This window comes from Bradyrhizobium hipponense, from assembly GCF_008123965.1.
In the GTDB taxonomy this organism is placed as follows: Bacteria; Pseudomonadota; Alphaproteobacteria; order Rhizobiales; family Xanthobacteraceae; genus Bradyrhizobium; species Bradyrhizobium hipponense.
Genome location: NZ_VSTH01000172.1, coordinates 16,525 through 34,887, shown reverse-complemented (window position 1 = coordinate 34,887; position 18,363 = coordinate 16,525). Strand labels below are relative to the sequence as shown.

Sequence of the window (18,363 nt, the reverse complement as noted above, 5' to 3'; positions counted from 1 at the left end):
CGGTCGAGCATCATCTTCCGTCCAAGCGGCCCGCCGGATCGTGCGCGTCGACGGTGAATGTGGTCGCCCTCGTTGTTGTCTGGCCCGCGTTGTTTGTGCAGGAGATTGTCAGGGGGCTGACCCCTGTTGCCGTTGGTGCGCCGATGATGAGTCCGGTGGAAGCGTCAAAGGAGAGACCCTGCGGTAGTCCTTTGACGGACAGGATCTTCGGCATCATGACGCCGGCGTCGCACTCCCCATAGATATCGTGGCGGTAGCGGTCGCCCACGGCGGCCGAAAGGGGGCCGGTCGTCATTCGTGGGCCGCGATTAATGGAAAGTCGCAGGGGTTCCATCGTCGAGCCATCAGGCTTGTAGCCATAGACGACCACGTGAGACCGCCCGGCATTGCCCGTGCCGGCGGTGAAGTCCGCCCTGATCGTGCGCGAGGCCGCGTCGTACGAAATTCCTGCCGGGAATTGCGTAAACGTCGTCTGCTCCGCCATGCCTGGTTCGGAGCTGTCGTACGGGACGACCTGGACGAATTCGGTGACGCTTGCATCACCCCAGAGGGCCTGGGCGCTCGGGAGCACGACCTTGCCGTTGCCGTCATAATCGACATTAAGGCCTTCGACGGAAACCAGCGGCTTCCAATGCGCGACGCCTGCCGTCCGCCAGCCGCGGATCCAGTCCACGTCGAGATAGGCGGTCGCCGCGCCGGCCCACGCCGCGGCGTCATACGCCTCGCCCGCGAACGTATTATTGAATATGTGTGACGTCAGCAGCACAAATGAGGGCATATTCTTGGTATTGGAGTCCACGCCAACAAACTGGGACCGAAGGGCACCATCGACGTAGAGCTGGGTGCTTCCGCCGTTTCGAAAGACGAAGCTGAAGACGTAGAACGTATCGTCCATATAGTCGAACGGTCCGGCGCTGTTGTCGGTCGAGATTGCCCCCGACGTGTGGACGATATTGCTGAAGTGCATCCCTTGAGAGTTGCACTCCAGATCCCACTCGTTGCCGGTTGGATTGAGCACGGGTGTGACGGAGTAGGTCCAGAATGCTGGATGAAAGCCAGCCGGATTTGTAAGCCTGGAGCTGAACCGGGCACGTATCTCGATGATGACGGCGTTGGTGGTCGGGTAGTATGCAAATGCCCCGGCGGTATGAATCATTGCGGAGAGGTGCGGGCGGACGCCTCCGTTGATGGACCGGTCGGTCGGTGTAAGGAATGCCTGCTCGCGCACTGTTGCCTTGCGCGCCCCGAGCCGCAACACCGAACTGGAAACCGACATGTTGTCGAAACCGACCGCGACGCCGCGGTTACGGTCTTTGTAACCTGTCGCTAGCGGGTCGGCATCAAAGGCTGTCCCTAGCGACGTGGTATTGCCGCGGATGCCTGGATGATAGGCGCCAGTCGGGAAGAACTTGCCGCGAGGGTTTGCCGGACCAATGATATCGAGGGTGTCGAAATCGTCACCCCAGGACAGCGTATAGCCCGCATAGAACCCACTGCCATTCTGGCCGACGACGGCGCCACCGACGATCTGGCTGCTTTGCTTGAAGGGCGTGAAGGTTCGCAGGCGCTGTCGCACACCATCGTTGCTCAGGCCTAGATAAAGTGCTGAGCCAGCAACAAACAACGACGCGACGAACAGTGCTGCCATGGTGCCGTTGATTCGACGCTTTGATGGCATCCACGCCTCTCTTGCCTGACCGTCATGATTTTCGCGGCGTACACATTCACTCGCAAGTGAGGAACCTGCGGTTCGCACCAAGGCGTCCGAATTCGGACCATTCTAATGTATAGCCGCAGATGTCGTGCTGACGGGGATAACAATGTGAAACATCGTCGCGAGCATGGCAGCCCTGGGCGCTTGCCTCCTCCTTGTCAGCAGAGACAAGTTCGCGCTAATCCTTTCGAGATCATATGCAATGCGATTCCAAGTTGACAGCGCAGGACTGACTAATCAATGGGCAGCAATCTCAGAGTTGTGGCGATTAGTTTGGCCGGTTCCCAGCGCCGCGAGCGCGCGAGTGCAAATCTTGACTCACTTGGTATTCCGTGGACCTTCTTTGATGCCCTGCGTGTGCCAGCCAAGGGGCTCCCGCAATATGATGAAGCGCGGGCCATCCGCTTTTGGGGCAGGGGCCTTTCACGAGCCGAGATCGGCTGCGCAGCGAGCCATATGAGCATCATGGCGCAACTGGCGGCATCAGACACCGACGATTCATGGACACTTGTGGTGGAAGACGATGTTGTTCTCGACGCCGGATTCAGCTTTCGATCGCTTCCGGATATCTGCAAGGCTGCCGACATCGGTTATCTGCGGCTGTATGGGCGACACATGGCGCCGTGCAAGCACGTAGCTTGGCTGGATCAGCGGGAATTGGTGCGGTTTGAGCGCGCGCCAATGGGAACGCAGGCCTATCTGATCTCCAGCCGCGCAGCGCGTCGATTCATCGACAGCGTGGCGACGATCCATCGGCCAGTCGACTGGGAGATGGATCGCTTCTGGGCAAATGGGCTGTACAACTATGGCTTGTTTCCATTTCCGTGCCTTGAGCTGACGCTGCCATCGTCGATTGCAAAAGCGGCCGAGACGGTCCGTGAGCCTACTGCGCTCGACAGGGCGGCGTGGTTTGCGTGGAAATCGAAGGAATATGTTCTGCGCTTGTCGGAAAATATTCGCCTTCGCCAGTCCGACAGGCGGATTCGCGTCCGCCTTGCCGGCGTAACCAGTCTTTACGGGCCAATGCCGGAGACAATTCGCAGGATCGAAAGCCTGTGATTGATGCCTAGGCGCGCGATGAGGGTCTGACGAGGCGGGTTGCCTTTGCGCCATCGCGCATTCAGGCGTGCGTGCGTCGGATAACGCTGCCGAACCTCAGGAGCGGCCTCAGGAGTTCTGCTCTGTTGAACCGGAGCATGATCAGCCGGTATGCAAGCCACGATGGACTCAAGAATAACGCAGTGAACCAGACGATATGAGAGGCGGCGGTCCGCCATTGTGTCGTCTCGGTCAGGGCCAGCCATATGCCACGACGCAGAAGCGAGCTCGACGTGTCCGCATCCTCGCTGACATACCTCAGTCCCAATTTACGCGACGCCAGGCGATAGTTGATAAAGACGATCTCGTTATCGATTGGCCTTGCCGATTGCACATGTATCGACTTCCTGTCGCAATGCGCCTTCAGGATATCGAACTCGGCAACGCGAAACCCGATTTGCCTAGGGAAATCGGGAAAGGGCTGCGCGCGGCCCTTCGCGTCGTTCCGGCTGATATTTCGACCATGGAGTCGATATTGCCCCAAGGTTGCCTGCACCGTGACGACGTCCCCGTAAAGAGGCGCAATCGAGTTGAGAGCGCCATCGTATCCGACGGGCGGATTGAGAGGGATGACCTGACGAAGAAACTCTCTGGAATACGCGTTTCCCGACATGACCGGCCAGATGTACGTTCCCGACCGGATAAATTCTGCATGCACGTCCTGTGACGTGTACGACGTCGGAAACGCACAAAATGAGCGTCCAAGAGGCGTGCCAGCGCCGTCGATGAGTGCCAGATTGAATTGAACTTTCGAGAGACCCTCGCGCCAGTGTGCGACGACATTTTCCACTGCTGTCGGCATCAGGATATCGTCCGCATCGAGGAACAGCAGCACATCGCCTGTCGCTTCGCGATACCCAACTTCGAATGCTGCGATGTTGCCTTGATTTGCCTGAAATATGGCTCGAATCCTGTCACCATACCCGGCGATAATCTGACGGGAACCGTCGATGGAGCCATCGTCGACGACAACGATTTCATCCGCTGGGCGCGTCTGATTCAACGCGCTGTCGATTGCCAATCCGACATACCGTTCGTAATTGTAGACTGTTATGACGATGCTAATCTTCAACGTGTGTCGCTCAGGAAATCCGCCAGTGTCACCCGAAGGCTATCAATCCATGCGTTGATGAGCCAGAAGTAATTTCACGGTCCGCAAAGCATGGTTGGTGAGACAATCGCATGAAAATCGCTCTGATCGATCCGTCACTGTTTACCTGGCCGTATGATCTTAAATTAGCCAAAGGATTGACCGATATTGGGCATGCAGCCAGCATTGTCGGGCGCCAGCTTGGGCAGAAGCCGTCCGTCGACGAAGTGCGGTTTCTTGACCGGCATTTTTATCCTGGGATGCAGTCGCGCTTTTTCAAGAAACTTCCGCGCAACGTGCAGCTGGGACTGAAGGGTCTCAGTCACGCTGAATCAATGGCTCGGCTGATCAGGCGCTTCAGGAGAGCACCGCCCGATGTGATCCATTTCCAGTGGGCGCCTCTGGCGATCGTTGACAGCCAGTTCGTTCCCAAGTTCAGAAAGGTCGCGCCAACTGTGCTGACCGTTCATGACTCGAATCCGTTCAACAACAATCCGAGCTCGCGGATACAGCGGATTGGCGCGCTCAAGATTCTGCATTGCTTCGACCATCTTATCGTTCATACGACCGTTGCACGCGATCGCCTATTGGGCGTCGGTATCCCGGACGAGAAAATATCCGTTATCGCGCACGGATTGCTGACGGATCATATCGCCCGACCGGCCGACGAGCCTTCGACCGGGGGCGGGCGCGTTCAAATACTCCTATTCGGCAAGATAAAGCCCTACAAGGGCGTCGACGTCATGCTTCGCGCGCTTGCGCTGCTTCCTCAAGAAGTCAGGAGGCGTTGCGTGGTGAAGGTCGTGGGCTGGCCGGAAATGCCGATGGAGCCGCTGTTTGCGATGGTGAAGGATCTGCAGCTCGAAGAGTATGTCGAATTCGACCTGCGTTTCGTTCCGGAAGATGAAGTCACTTCGCTGGTCGCGCGCGCGGACATCCTGGCTTTTCCGTACCGTGATATCGACGCGTCAGGTGTGCTGATGCTGGCGATCGCAGCGGGACGTCCGATTGTCGCGTCGAACCTTGGAACGTTTTCGGAATGGCTGAGCGATCAGGCAGAAGGGACGCTCGTTCCTCCAGATGATCCCGTCGCATTGTCCCGGTCGCTCGAGCGCTTGATCAGCGATCCTGATTATCGAAACTCCAAGAGTCAAGGAATGCTGGATCTCCGCGACTCCGTGCCGACGTGGACCTCGATTGCACGCCTGACCGAGTCCGCTTATGCGAAGGCGGGCCAGCGTGTGGGCGCAGATGCCAGCGCCCAGGTTCTTGAGGCTTCACGAAACTGAAGGGGTCATCTGCCAGGTGGTCTGGCGGATCGACAGGATGCCCCAGAAAAAGCCCAGCGCCCAGGCGAAATGCATCACGACAGCGGCCGGCAAGGCGAGCAGTCCGCAGATTGAGCGATGCTTTCCTGCAATCATCACTGCGGTCAGTGCCAGTATCGCCAGATAGGCCGCCGGCAATGCCAACAACGCTGGCGCCAACGGAGACAGCAGAATGGCGCAAACCGTGAGTGCAACATGAGTGGGCACTAGGAACTGACGCAATCGCAACGATCCGGGATGCCGTCTCACGGTTCTCGATCGACCGCGACCATAGTTGAAGTATTGCTTCGCCAGGCTCACGAAACCTGATCGCGGTCGATATGAAAGGCGGATGTCCGAATCCAGAAATATCCGGCCGCCGATTGCACGCAGCCTGCAGTCAAACTCTGCATCTTCATTATGAGTGAAGGTTTCGTCGTAACCACCCGCCCTGCGGAACGCGTCAACGGTCATGGCCGCATGATGTCCGTGGTCGACAAAGCCGCTTTGCGTTCCGCCGCGATGTGCCGATCCGCCTGAACCGACCTTCGTGTCCGAGACCCACGCGACGGCTTTCTGTAGGCAGCCGTCGCCACGCGAGTCCATGGGGACCACGACCGAATCGGCTTTGCGCTCGTCCAGGGTCTTAAGGAGGCTCGAAACATAATGAGCCGGATATTCGCAATGGGCGTCACACCGCACCAGGGCCTGCGCACCCGTACCGTAGACCTGGACGGCCAGATTGACGCCGGCGCTCTGTAGCCGCTGGGGATTATGCAGCAGATTGACGCCGTCAATTTCGCTGGCGAGAGCGCGGACAATGTCAGGCGTCCCATCCGTGCTGCCACCATCTGCAACCACTATTGTGCGGTCTTCGAGGAGACTGTCCCGCGCCAGGTTACGGACAACCGTCTCGATGTGGGACGCCTCGTTCAACACCGGTATGACGATCAGGACTTTCCTAGACACGGTTTAGCTGCCCACTTGCGTTTTTTGTTCAATCCGTTGGCAGGCGCGGGAACGCTAATTGTTGATGCACGCCAAGGGACAAGCAACAGTCGGCCAAAACAATGGCCAACTCGTGACCTCTCGACTTGGCCTCTTGGTGTCTCGGCAAATGAGCGAGTATGACGACTGAGGTGCCTTAAAACCGGCGATCTATTTTGCGTATCTGCTGTGTACCCGATCGCCTGAAGATCGGAAGCGAACTCGAATGGGAGCTATAAGTGAGAGTTGCTGTTGCCGTCTTCGCCTCATTGCTTGCCGTATCTCATCCTGCATCGGCTGATCCGATGACGCTGGATTTTTCTTGGCACGGGGCGCAGGGCTGCGTCACGCTCTTCCCAAATCCCGAGATCCGTCTGCGCAACGTTCCTGCAGATGCCACGTTGATGTCGCTCACGCTGGCACAAGGCACTCGGGAAATGGGAGGCCAGGACGTCCCGGTTCCCGCTAATGGCATTCTGCCATCGGGGAGAATCCGGACATTCGGTCCTTGCAAGCCCGGTCTATATGAATGGACTGCCCTGGCGAAATCGTCGACTGGGCAAGTTCTGTCGGAAGCGCATCAAGAGCGGTTCTATCCCGCTGGCGAACCCGCGATGGGACAATAGTTTCGCAGCTAGGCGCCGCGCCAAGGACGCGATTGCGTTTGGCCGACGTCTGGCAAGCTCGAGTAGCATTGGTGCCGGAAGTTTCGCGATTGGAACCGGAGCCGAGCGCCGCTTCCAGCGTCCCGCATAGCAGCACTGATTTCTCGACATTGGAACAAAACGACCGCTCGTCTGCGTTGAAAGCGAGTTGTGTTGAGCTGATTTCACCCGCCCCCGTATTGACACGTCCTTGAGTGATAGGTGCTCCACCTGTCACTAGTTTTGTTCTCCATGCTTCAAATTGTGTCGAATCCATAAGGCCCATTTGAACGTGGTTGTCGTTGGCTGTCGTGCAAGGAGCACGCAAGGGAGCACGCAATTCATGACCACAATCAGCGGCACCGCCGGTGCTGACGTCCTGTTTGGCGGCAGCGGAAACGATCTTCTGACCGGAGGAGCAGGTCAGGATACTTTCGTCATTTCGAAGGGGTATGGCTCCGATACCATCACCGACTTTCAGGCGGGCGTCGGCGGCGACGTGTTGCGGGTGCAGAATTACGGCTTTGCGACGTTCGCCACGTTCCTGGCCGCAGCCACGCAAGTGGGCTCCGATACGATCGTAACTCTGTCGTCGACCGAGACGCTTACCCTGCAAAATGTCGCGCTTTCGACTTTGGTTGCAAATAATGTCGCGCTGGATAATCCGCTGCCGGCAAGTGGAACCGCGTGGAACTGGGCGGGTACTGTCCCCGCAGGCGGCACGCTGACCACTGGTGCCACAAATGACGGCATGGAGGCCGGCGGCACGGGCGTGACCCTTATTGGCGGAGCCGGGGATGACACCTATTACGTCTACGACCACAACACCAAGGTCGTCGAGCAGGCTGGAGAGGGTATCGATACGATCCGTGTCTGGAACATCAATGGATACAGCCTCGTCAATGCGCCGAACGTCGAGAACCTGGTCCTGACGGATAGCGTTCCGTCTCCCGCCACCGGCAACGATCTCAACAACATCATCATCGGCAACGCCGGCGATAACATGATCGACGGCGGGCGGGGCAACGATGTGCTGACTGGTGGCGCCGGTCGTGACACCTTTGTTGTGACCACGGGCAACGGGAACGACATCGTCACCGACTTTCAGGCGGGCGCGGGCGGGGACATCCTGCAGCTCAACAACACGGGCTTCAAGACATTCGCCGATGTCACGGCGGCGATGAAGCAGGTCGGCACCGACGTTGTCCTGACGATCGCCAGCGGCGAGACAATAACGCTCGAAAACACCAGCCTGCAGAATCTCAAGGCGGCCAATGTAAATATTGTCAGTCCCCTGACAGGATTGGTCCAGACCTTCAACGACGACTTCAACACGCTTTCCGCGGGGCAGGATCCCAGCCTGACCTGGCGAACAAGCTATGCCTGGAGCGGAGCAGCAGGCTACGGGCTGGCTGGCGAGCAGGAAGTGTATGTCGATCCCAGCTTTTCCGGGCTGCCGGCAACCCAGGCAACAACGTCGCTTGGGCTGAATCCGTTCTCGATTCAGGACGGCCATCTTGTCATCACCGCGCAGCCCTTGCCTGCAAGTGCAACGCCCTACACAGGCAGCGCCATTTTCTCGTCGGGCATGATCTCGACCCAGAACAGCTTTACCCAGACCTACGGCTATTTCGAGATGACGGCTACGTTGCCCAGCACGAGCGGCGCGTGGCCGGCGTTTTGGCTGCTTCCCAGCACTGCCAATAACCTCAAGACGGAAATCGATGTGCTCGAGGCCTTTGGTCAGGATCCTGACCAGGCCCATTGGGCCATTCACTCACCGTACGCGCCCGCGACGAATGGGGGTTGGGCAAACACAGCCAACCTGACCACCGGAGAACACACGTTTGCGCTCAAGTGGACGCCTTACGACCTGACGTTTTTCGTCGATGGGAAGGAGGTCGCACAGCAGGCCACGCCAGCCGATATGAATGCGGCGATGTATATGATCGCCAATCTCGCGATGGGCGGGAGCTGGCCGGGCAACGCCGCTCCAGGATCGACGGCAACGATGACCATCGATTCAATTAAGGCCTATCAATTGCCGGAATACACGCTCGCGAACTACAGTCTTCTCGTGAGCGGCACCCCGACCAACACGATTGCGGGAAGCGCGGCTGCGGACACGTTGACTGGCACTTCCGGCAATGACCTGATCGGTGGCGCCGGAGGCGCCGATACCATGACCGGCGGCGCCGGCGATGACACCTACGTCGTGACCGATTCGGGCGCGAAGATTGTCGAAGCCTATGGCGGAGGCATCGATACGGTAAACTCTTCGGTGACGTACGCGTTTCCCAGCTACGCCGAGAATCTGACGCTCACCGGTTCAGCGGCCGTCAATGCCACGGGCAATATCCAATCCAACATCATCACCGGCAATTCCGCGGCCAACGTCATCACCGGCGGGCTCGGCAATGACATCCTGACCGGTGGTGGCGGTGCGGATACCTTCGTACTCAACTCCGGCGACGGTTCGGACATCATCACCGACTTTGCGCCGGGATCGGGCGCCGGACACGACATTGTCCAGCTAAACGGCTTTGCCTTCACCTCATTCGCCGACGTGCAAGCGGCGGTGAGCCAGGTCGGAGGCGACGTCTATCTGAAGCTGACGAGCCAGGATACCCTGGTGTTTCGGAACACGACGATCTCGGCGTTCACCAGCGACGATTTCCAGTTGCCCGCAACGCTGCCGGTCGGCGGCACGATTACGTCCTGGATCAGCGGGAAAGCGAGCAGCCGCATGGTGTACGGCACCGCGGCAAACGACAAGCTCTCAGCAGTAAATATCGATGACACGCTCGTCGGAGGGAACGGTGACGATACCTACGTTATCGGCAGCGCGACCCAGAAAATCGTCGAGAATCCAGGGAGCGGCATTGACAGCGTGGAGGCCTGGACGTCGTACACGCTGCCGGCCAACGTGGAGAACCTGACGTTGATGATGGGCGGGCTCGCCGGTGTCGGCAACCAGATGGCAAACCGCATGGTCGGCTCGAGCGGTGACGACATCCTCGATGGCGCCGGCGGAAACGACTGGCTGTTCGGAGGAGCCGGGAACGATACGTTCATTTACCACCCAGGCGGCGGCAACGATACGATCGCAGATTTCCACGTCCCGACGAGTACAACTGCCGAACACGACAAGCTGATCCTGAAAGGCTATGACAGCGGCGCCTATTTGACTCATGTGAACGACGTGTGGACCGTTCACTACGCGGGTGGAGCAGATACACTGCGCATTGCCGGCGTCACCAGCTTGGCGTCGTCGGACTACTCGTTCGTCTCTGCGACGAACGCGCCGGTGACCATGACGCCCCTCGCCGTGCCGACGATCTCGGTTACCAACGACAGCGGTTCGATCGTGTCGGGCCTCACCAACACAAATCATCTCGTCCTCACTGGCCACGCAGAGGCAGGTGTAACCGTCGAGGTATTCGACGGGGCCAATCAGATCGGCACAGTGATCGCGAACAACAACGGTAGCTGGAGCTTTGCGACCGGAACGCTGGTCGACGGCGCCCATGCCTTCGCGGCTGCCGCAATGGACGGCGTCGGCAATCTCAGCGCGCTCTCGGCCGGGGCCAATGTCACCATCGACACGGTCGCCCCCACTGTGCCCAAAATCGCGTCGTTCTCGCCCGACAGCAATATTGCTGGCGACGGCGTCACCAACGCCAACCAGTTGAATCTGACTGGAACAGCTGACGCGGCGAGCGCAGTGCAGGTCTTCGACGGTGGCACGTTGATCGGAACCGCGCTCGCCGACGCCAATGGAGTCTGGTCCTTCGCGACGGGACCGCTGGCGGATGGCAACCACATCTTCACCGGCACGGCCGCGGACGGCGCCGGCAACGCCAGCGCTTCCTCAGGCCCGCTAAACGTCACGGTCGATACGCGTGCGCCGGCTGCGCCTGTCCTGACCTCGGGCATGCCAGCCGCTTCGAATGCCATAATCGTTTCCGGAACGGCGGAGGGCGGAAGCACCGTCCGGCTGTACGAAGGCTCGACTTTGCTCGGCACAGGCGTGGCGGCGCTGAGCGGGGCCTGGAGCATCACCGCCGGGTCGCTCACGGCAGGCCAACACAGCTTCACCGCGACCGCAACCGACATTGCTGGCAATTTGAGCCAGCTCTCGAACGCCTTCAGTCCTGTCATCGGCACGGTGATCGAAGCGGCCGGCTCGACAACGCTCACCAAGGTGGGAAGCAACTTCTACCTTTCGACGGCCGGGTCATCGGTGCTCTTGAAGAATGGTGGGACGGCGGTTGTCGCAGGGCAGCTTGGCCCATGGACGCCGGTCAGTGCGGAAGCATCATCGAGCGGCTATCTTGTTGCATGGAAGATTCCCTCCACCGGCCAGTTCACGATCTGGAACACCGACGGCAACGGCAATTTCGTATCCAACTATCTGAACAAGGTATCTGGAACCGACCCGGCTCTGGAGTCCAGCGAGCCCCTATTCCACCAGGATCTCAATGGCGATGGTGTGATTGGTCTTCCGCCGCCTTCCACCACAACAAATACCACCACGACAGCTTCCGTCACGACAATCGAGGCGTCGGGTTCAAGCAGCCTGGTTCTGGTCGGCAAGAATTACCTGCTCGACTCAATGGCCAGCGGCAGTGGACCGACGCTGAAGTATGGTGGCGTAGCAGTCGTGCCGGGGCAGTTCGGCGTGTGGACACCAGTGGCGGTGGAGCAGACGTCCGGCGGTTATGACGTGGCCTGGAAGATTCCAGCCACCGGCGAATTCGCGGTGTGGACCACCGACAACAACGGCAATTACATATCGAACCTGCTGAACAAGGTCTCCCCGACCGACCCGTCGCTCAAGGCGGTCGAGACGACGTTTCACCAGGACCTCAATGGCGACGGCGTGATCAACACGTCATCGACCGTTCTCGATATTTCCGGGAAGGTCGTATTGAACCTCGGCAACATGACGCAGGCCGCAACGATCGAGGCCGGCGCCACACTCGAATTGTCCAGCGCCGCTTCCGGGTCGATCACCTTCAAAGCGTCGACAGGCAATCTGGTGCTAGACCATGCGGCGCAATTTACGGGAACGCTGCTCGGTCTGACGGGCGATGGCACTGCCACCAATTCCAACCATATCGACCTGAAGGACATCGCGTACGGAGCCGGGACATCGGAGTCCTTTTCCGGCAACACAGCCGGTGGCGTGCTCACCGTGGTCGATGCCCAAAATCACACGGCACATATTTCGTTCGTTGGTGACTACACGAGGTCGACCTTCAATCTCTCCAACGACGGAACAGGCGGCACGCTGGTCATCGATCCTCCGAAAGCTAGCTTTGATTTCGCGCCTGTTCCGGCATCGCAGCCTCCTGCGACCACTCCGGCCGTAACCGCGGCGCGCGTGGGACACGAAGGATTTGTTTTCGAGCAATCTGCCACCTCGAAGGGCGCCTATGAGTTCGTCAACGAGACGTCCCATGAATTGTTCAGGTCAGCGCCCCTCGTGGAGACCAGTCGCTCAGATGCCGACCTTAGCCTTCATCAGGCCGACCTCGTTCACGCGGCGGCTCCCATCGATGCCCATCTGGCGGAATTGCACAACTTCACCCTTCGCTGAAGGTCTTTGAGAACCGGACGACTGCGAACGTCAACAGTCAGCCGACCTGATCAGATCGTCAGTGCGAATTCAGCAAGGTGAACTCAATCGCTGCTCAGCGCGCATTGGTATGACGGCTGTTAAGGTCCGGTTGGCTGAAAGCCGCCGGGCTTGCGCCGGTTCCTGCAATCCGGGGAAGTTTTGCCTAGCCTAGATTTGCGGGGCTGCCCTTCGATAACCGTAGCGCAACAGACGCCTCGCGAGTGCCCTTTTCTGCGCAAAGAAGCTGATGGCCACGAGATATGACGCATAGGCAAGCGCCAGCAGCGTAGCCAGTCCAGCCAGAGAGTTTCCATCCAGCAACGAGATGGTCGAAATCCTTGTGATGGCCGCCGCAACGAGACAACCGATCCAATGCGGACCGGTCGTTTCGATCAGGCGCCTCGTCGTCACGGGGCCATTGCGACCGATCAATGTCGCGTAAAGCGGCAGCACGATGGCGCAGTTCACCAGCGTATATGCCATGGCAACTCCAAGGGCGCCCCAGGGAAGGCCGACGACGAATGAGGTCACGTTGATCAGAGCGGTCCAAACACCCAGCCTGAAGTACTCCCGGCCACGGCCTTGACTGAGAAACAGCCAGGCTGCCGTCGCGGTCGCCACTTGGATCAAGCCCGCAACGCCAAGCCACGAAAAAATCGGGGCTGCACCCACCCAATGCTCTCCAAGGACAATTCTGAAGAGCGGCTCCGAGAGCAGGATGGCGAAAACGATTCCTGGCTGACATACAAGCATGACCATGGAAAGGGCATCGTCGTAAGTGCTCAGGTATTCTTTCTTATCGAGACGAAGCCGCGAAAGAAGCGGGACGATCACCTGGCCGATCGGGTTGTGCAGTTGAACGATCGGGAACAGCAATAGCTTATAGGCCCGATCGTAAAGGCCGAGTTCGTCGCCGCCGCGGAATTTTCCGATAAGGATATTGTCCGCGTTTCTCGAGAAATAGTTGACCAGATTGAACCCGGACACGTGCAAGCCGAACCTTGCCATGTGCCGCGTCTCGCCGTCCAGGTGAGGATACCCGGGACGATAGCCCGAACAGGTCCAGATCCCAGCTGTCGAAACCAGCGTGAGAACGAGCGTGGACAGGTAAAGCGCCCAATAATTTCTCAAGATCATCACGGCAACGATCCCCGCGACGATGGACGCGGTTGTCGCTGCGACATCCAAGACTGCCAGGGACTTGAACCTGGACTCTCTGGCAAGCAGGGCGGCGGGAACGGTTGACAGGCCTGCAATGAAGCTAAGCCCTGCAATTGCGACGATAAGCTGTTGAAGCCTGGGATCGTCGTAAAACAGTGAAAGCGGATATGCGCTCAACGTCAGGGCGAGGGCCGACGCCGCGGAAGCCAGCACCGACAGCCAGAACAGCGCATCGATCTGGCCCTTGGCGATTTCCGGGCGTTGAATGATGGCCTGTCCGACGCCGAGGTCCTTGATGAGCCCGAGGAACGTTGCGGCGGTCGCGGACATGGCAAGTAGGCCGAAGTCAGACGGTGCAAGATTTCGCGTCGAGAATATCGTCAAAACGAAACCGGCCGACAGTTTCCAGGCCTGAGCCCCACCCGTTATGAGAATGTTGGTTGCGGCCCGCGACTTGCTGTCTCTGTCCAACGAGTTCACCCGCGATCTCAAACAGTTCTTCCTCGGTCTTGCGGCTGCCTGCAAATCCCGGCGGGAAATCTATCGCTCTCAACTATGACGGTTCCGACCGTCCCGGCTTTTAGCTCGGCTTTGACACGAACGGAAGATCTGATCGAGCTATGTGGGATCGGCGGACTCTGAGGCGATTCTCGTCGAGGGAGGCGTATGAGCAACTTCGAACGATTGCTTGAAAGTTCACCAATGTCGGTATGGAGACGCGCAGTCACACATCAATGCCCGCAGTTTGTCACATTTCAATTCGTAGTATTCAGGTTCCCGCAAGATGATTTTGTGAGCACTCCCACCGGGGAAGGCCAAGCCTGCGCTTGCGATGCTTGCAGGACGCAATCGATTCGATAATGTTCGGTTGATCTGCGATCGCGCAGTTCCGGAGGTCCCAGACGGGGATGGCGCTATACACCGTTGCATCACGGCAAGGAACCCGGTCTGGCATCTCGTCGCTCGCGGGACCTCTCTTCCTCCTTGCAGTAGCCGTCGTTCTTTCTGCGATTTCGCGGCGGGCCGTCACGCATCTCGCGCGCTGGTCTGACATTTACGCGTTTGTACTGTTTTGCGGGGTATTTGCCGGCGCGCTCGCCTTCAACTCGATTCGCTATCGGGATTTCTCGCCGCCATTGCGGATCACCGCGTTCGCGATCGGAATGGCGATCTTCGTGCAGTTGCTGTTCGATTCACTCGGGCCCTTCGCAGGCCCTGCCAATATCCTTTTCGGTTCGGGCGACAGGATCCTGTTCTTTCGCTACGGCGCAGTGCTTGCGGTTGTAGCCGGCATCGCCGCGATCTGGCGTCCAGCATTTCTCCTGCCGCTGTTCTACTTCTACCATGCGTGGCGCGAGCTGGTCAGCGTCGTGTCCGGCATCTTTGTGACCGAGACCGATTATCTTGGCATGCTCGACGTCGGCAACTTCTGCGTCCTTGGCGTGCTGGGCACGATCGTCCTCACCAGTGCCTGGGCAATGGATCGCGTGCCGCAGTTGCGGACTGTGTTCGCTTCCGCAGATGGCGTGAAAGAGCTCCGCGATCGCGCCTACGGCCTGATTTGGGCGTGCGCCGTCGGGGCGCATCTCGGCAGCTATTTCTGGTCGGGAATCGCGAAGCTGCAGGCAGGCGGCGAGAAGCCGTGGACCTGGCTGCTTGCGAACCCCACGCAGACCTCGATCCTGATGGGGCTCGAACGTGGCGACGCCCCGCTCGGCCTATGGCCGGGCGCGTTGCAGACGATCTGGGACGCGATCGTCAGCAACCAGTTGCTCTTCAACGTCTTTGTGCTGGGTGCGCAGCTGCTGTCGCCGCTGGCCGCGATCTCGACGCGCGCGTTGTCGTTCTTCTGTCTGTTGTTCGATGTCTTCCACGTTGGTGTGTACTTCACGCTCGGGGCGCTGTTCTTCTTCTGGATTGCGCTCAACCTTTTCATCGTCGCCGCGGCGCGCAGGCTGCCGCGCGACGGATTCACCCCGGCCATGAAGGTTGTGATGGTCGTGGCTATCATCTGCGGTCGATTCTTCTTCTACACCAACTTTCTCGGCTGGTTGGACGGGCCGAAGCTGGCAAGCCCGCGATTCTTCGTCGAGACCCGGGATGGCCGCCAGATCCTCGCCCCGTCGACCTATTTCGGCATCTACTCGTACATGATCGGGACCGGAACCATGTACATCCCCGAAAACCATTTCCGGGCTCGCGTTGGCGGTAACAACCACGACCTTGCGACTTGGCACGACGCGACTACCTGCGGCCCGGAGGTTCTTCCGCGTCAGGACACAGGAGTAGCCATAGACGCCGTGGAGAAACTGGTCCGCGAGACGGACCGCTTTTTTCGCGTCTATCCCTGGGTCAAGGACAACAACAGCTTCTATGCCTATCCCCATCACATGCTCGCTAATCCATGGATGTACCGCGAATTCAACAAGCTGAGCATGGACGACATTGTCGCCTATCACTACGTAGTGGATTCGGTATGCCTCGGCCTTGCGGAAGGCAAACTTGTGCGCAACGTTCGGAAGCAGACGGACTATCGAATTGACCCAAGATGGCGATGACGAGATCTGGGTTGTGTATGACGGTGAATGCCCCTTATGCAGCCGTTATGTTCTGTTATACCAGTTGCGGGAGCAGGGGCAGCGCGTCCACCTGATCGACGCGCGTTCGGAACATCCGATCGTGGGCGAGATCCGCGCGCACAACCTCGATCTAAATGAAGGCATGGTGGTTCGCTGGCGTAGGCAGTATTACTATGGGGCCGAGGCAATGTATCTGCTGGCAACGCTTGCCGGCGAAGCGACATTTTTCAACCGGGTCAATCGGCTCGTGTTCTCACGGCCGCGCCTCGCACGGGCACTTTATCCGACGCTCGTGCGTGGAAGGAAACTTCTCCTTCGGCTGCTCGGCCGCAAGCTGATCGGTGAGCTCTGATCAGTGCGTGCTCCAGAACAGCGCGTACCGGTCTTCCAAAAAGTTCATCAAGTGGAACGATGGAGCCCGGTGACGATTCGAGAAAAGGACTCCGCCCGATGTTTCGGAAGCGATGGTTAGGGTTATCGCATCGCGGCCTGGTAGGCCGGGGAGAAGCGCATCAGACCGCAACTGACAATATCATCCGACGATTGGTAGATCCGGCTTTTCGGATAGGTGAGTTCGAATGACTGATCCTGAGCGAGCCGCTCCGCGTAGCGTTTATACTCGACCGATCCGCGGTAGTAATTCCCCTCGCGAACGGCGGCGGCGACCTTGTCTGTGAAGTCGTGGAGAAACTTGAAATGGAGCAGGGCGCCCGTGACGTCGCCTGGCTTGCCGCGCGGGGCCATCAGGTGACCGGCGGCGATATAGCGACGGCCGGGCAACCAGCGCGCGAGCGGCACCTTAGTAAGCAGCGGTGGCTCCCAGCGCGTGATGTTGACTGCAGGCAGAAGCCGCGCCAGTCCGTAGGGCTCAAGCAGCCGTACGAGCGCGTCGTAGAGCGCGATCTTCAGCGGCATCGACTCATCATAGAACAGTCTCGCTCGCGCTCCGCCAATCAGGTAGTTCGTCGGAAAGCCGCGCCGACGGCGCTTCACGTAGGTATCTGAATCGAAGTAGGGGCAGAATGCGACAAGGCTCTCCCCGGCGCGGTAGCGTTCCGAGCCGCCGAGCACGCGTGGATACATATCAATCATCTCCGCAGTCATGCAATCCGCGCCTGCGCTCTCCAGGTAGCGGCACAGCCATCGAAGATCAAAAGTTTCGCAGCCGGGGTAGACAAAGAGCTCGTCGGCGTCGAGCGTCAGCGCCCACCGTCCCGGCGCGAATTGGTCGAGCACGGCGCTGGTCCAACGCGCGCCACCACGTGATTCTGCAAACGGCTCGCGGATCTCGAATACGTGAACATCTGGCTGATCGAGGAGGAATTCTCGCGTGCCGTCGTCCGAATGATCATCGATCGCGAGGAAACGTCTGACCCCGAGTCGGCGATGGTGGCGCAGGAAATCGGGTAGTCGCAGCATCTCATTGCGGAGTTTGCCGACCGCCACGATCTCATCGGCACCGATATCGAGCGGCCGGGTATCGATCCGGTGAATGACGGGACCGGGACGCTGCTTCGGCCGCAATCGTGTTGGCATCGAGAGAGCTACAGCCGCTTGATCCGTTTCGATCGACTCTTGCAATGCGTCCCATGGGCCGCTACGGCGTCCTGCTGCCGCTGCTCTCGCCAGCAGTTCCATCTTGGATCCTCCAGTCAACCAAACACATTGGCGCAATCTTAAGACAGGACACGACAAAGACGGCGAAGATAGGTGCCATCGACGGCAGTCATATCGGTTCAGCGAATCTGCATTTCATAAGTCCATTGGCGAGGCCATCTGTGCGCTTCTTCTGCACAATAGAGAAATATCGGCCGGGGATTTCACAGGCGCCGGTTCCAGATCCGCCTCGCCATTGTCATCAATCCCCGAACAGCGTGAGTCACTGCTGACGTAATGCTACTAGTTCATTGAGGAGATCGAGCCCAGGTGGCATTCAGTGTGGAATGCGACGTGCGCTGACGTGACGCGGGACAGGCTTTCCGCTGACGGTTTCGAGGTGTTCGCAAGCCGACTATGACCGGCGGTGCACCGACTGCAAAATCTCGACAGGATCACAATGAAACCGGTCGACGGGCAAACCGACGGCTCTGTCGACGTGGAAAATACCATCTATGGCACGCGCGACTAAACGAGCTTGAGGCTTATCCGGGGCACGTCGCA

At 59.0% G+C, this 18,363-nt stretch carries 11 protein-coding genes; 6 read left to right on the top strand and 5 right to left on the bottom strand.

Annotated elements, in window-relative coordinates:
* Positions 1–10: 10 nt before the first annotated feature.
* Entirely contained in the window at positions 11–1,678 is a 1,668-nt protein-coding gene (locus FXV83_RS37450) for a putative Ig domain-containing protein (protein ID WP_148744777.1), read from the bottom strand.
* 276 nt (positions 1,679–1,954) lie between these two features.
* On the opposite strand from FXV83_RS37450, the gene FXV83_RS37445 reads away from it, so the two are divergent.
* Complete coding sequence (locus FXV83_RS37445; RefSeq protein WP_148744775.1) at positions 1,955–2,773, top strand: glycosyltransferase family 25 protein; 819 nt, start codon at positions 1,955–1,957, stop codon at positions 2,771–2,773.
* A gap of 61 nt (positions 2,774–2,834) precedes the next feature.
* Here FXV83_RS37445 and FXV83_RS37440 read toward each other — a convergent pair whose 3' ends face one another.
* Positions 2,835–3,884, bottom strand: coding sequence for a glycosyltransferase family 2 protein (locus FXV83_RS37440; RefSeq protein ID WP_148744773.1), 1,050 nt, complete (start codon positions 3,882–3,884; stop codon positions 2,835–2,837).
* Positions 3,885–3,994: 110 nt separating this feature from the next.
* On the opposite strand from FXV83_RS37440, the gene FXV83_RS37435 reads away from it, so the two are divergent.
* Positions 3,995–5,191 carry a glycosyltransferase gene (locus FXV83_RS37435; RefSeq protein WP_148744771.1) on the top strand — a complete coding sequence of 399 codons (1,197 nt, stop codon included), beginning with the start codon at positions 3,995–3,997 and terminating at the stop codon, positions 5,189–5,191.
* Here FXV83_RS37435 and FXV83_RS37430 read toward each other — a convergent pair.
* Entirely contained in the window at positions 5,180–6,178 is a 999-nt protein-coding gene (locus tag FXV83_RS37430; RefSeq protein WP_148744769.1) for a glycosyltransferase family 2 protein, read from the bottom strand. The genes FXV83_RS37435 and FXV83_RS37430 overlap by 12 nt on opposite strands.
* Positions 6,179–6,435: 257 nt before the next feature.
* Here FXV83_RS37430 and FXV83_RS37425 point away from each other — a divergent pair, with 257 nt between their 5' ends.
* A complete protein-coding gene (locus FXV83_RS37425; protein ID WP_148744767.1) occupies positions 6,436–6,822 on the top strand; it encodes a hypothetical protein in 387 nt (128 codons plus the stop codon).
* 361 nt (positions 6,823–7,183) lie between these two features.
* Positions 7,184–12,442 (top strand): Ig-like domain-containing protein, encoded by a 5,259-nt coding sequence (locus FXV83_RS37420; RefSeq protein ID WP_148744765.1) that lies wholly within the window; start codon positions 7,184–7,186, stop codon positions 12,440–12,442.
* A 189-nt stretch (positions 12,443–12,631) separates the two neighbouring features.
* On the opposite strand, the gene FXV83_RS37415 is transcribed toward FXV83_RS37420, so the two are convergent.
* Positions 12,632–14,095, bottom strand: a complete 1,464-nt coding sequence (locus FXV83_RS37415) for a lipopolysaccharide biosynthesis protein (RefSeq protein WP_187436439.1) — start codon at positions 14,093–14,095, stop codon at positions 12,632–12,634.
* Positions 14,096–14,532: 437 nt separating this feature from the next.
* On the opposite strand from FXV83_RS37415, the gene FXV83_RS37410 reads away from it, so the two are divergent.
* Together FXV83_RS37410 and FXV83_RS37405 are read left to right on the top strand one after the other, a co-directional pair.
* Complete coding sequence (locus FXV83_RS37410) at positions 14,533–16,182, top strand: hypothetical protein (RefSeq protein WP_148744761.1); 1,650 nt, start codon at positions 14,533–14,535, stop codon at positions 16,180–16,182.
* The gene (locus FXV83_RS37405; RefSeq protein WP_187436438.1) at positions 16,163–16,555 is read left to right on the top strand and encodes a DCC1-like thiol-disulfide oxidoreductase family protein; all 393 of its coding nucleotides are present in this window, start codon (positions 16,163–16,165) and stop codon (positions 16,553–16,555) included. Before FXV83_RS37410 ends, FXV83_RS37405 begins: the two co-directional genes overlap by 20 nt.
* 122 nt (positions 16,556–16,677) lie before the next feature.
* On the opposite strand, the gene FXV83_RS37400 is transcribed toward FXV83_RS37405, so the two are convergent.
* Positions 16,678–17,841, bottom strand: a complete 1,164-nt coding sequence (locus FXV83_RS37400; protein ID WP_148744757.1) for a glycosyltransferase family 2 protein — start codon at positions 17,839–17,841, stop codon at positions 16,678–16,680.
* Positions 17,842–18,363: the final 522 nt, after the last annotated feature.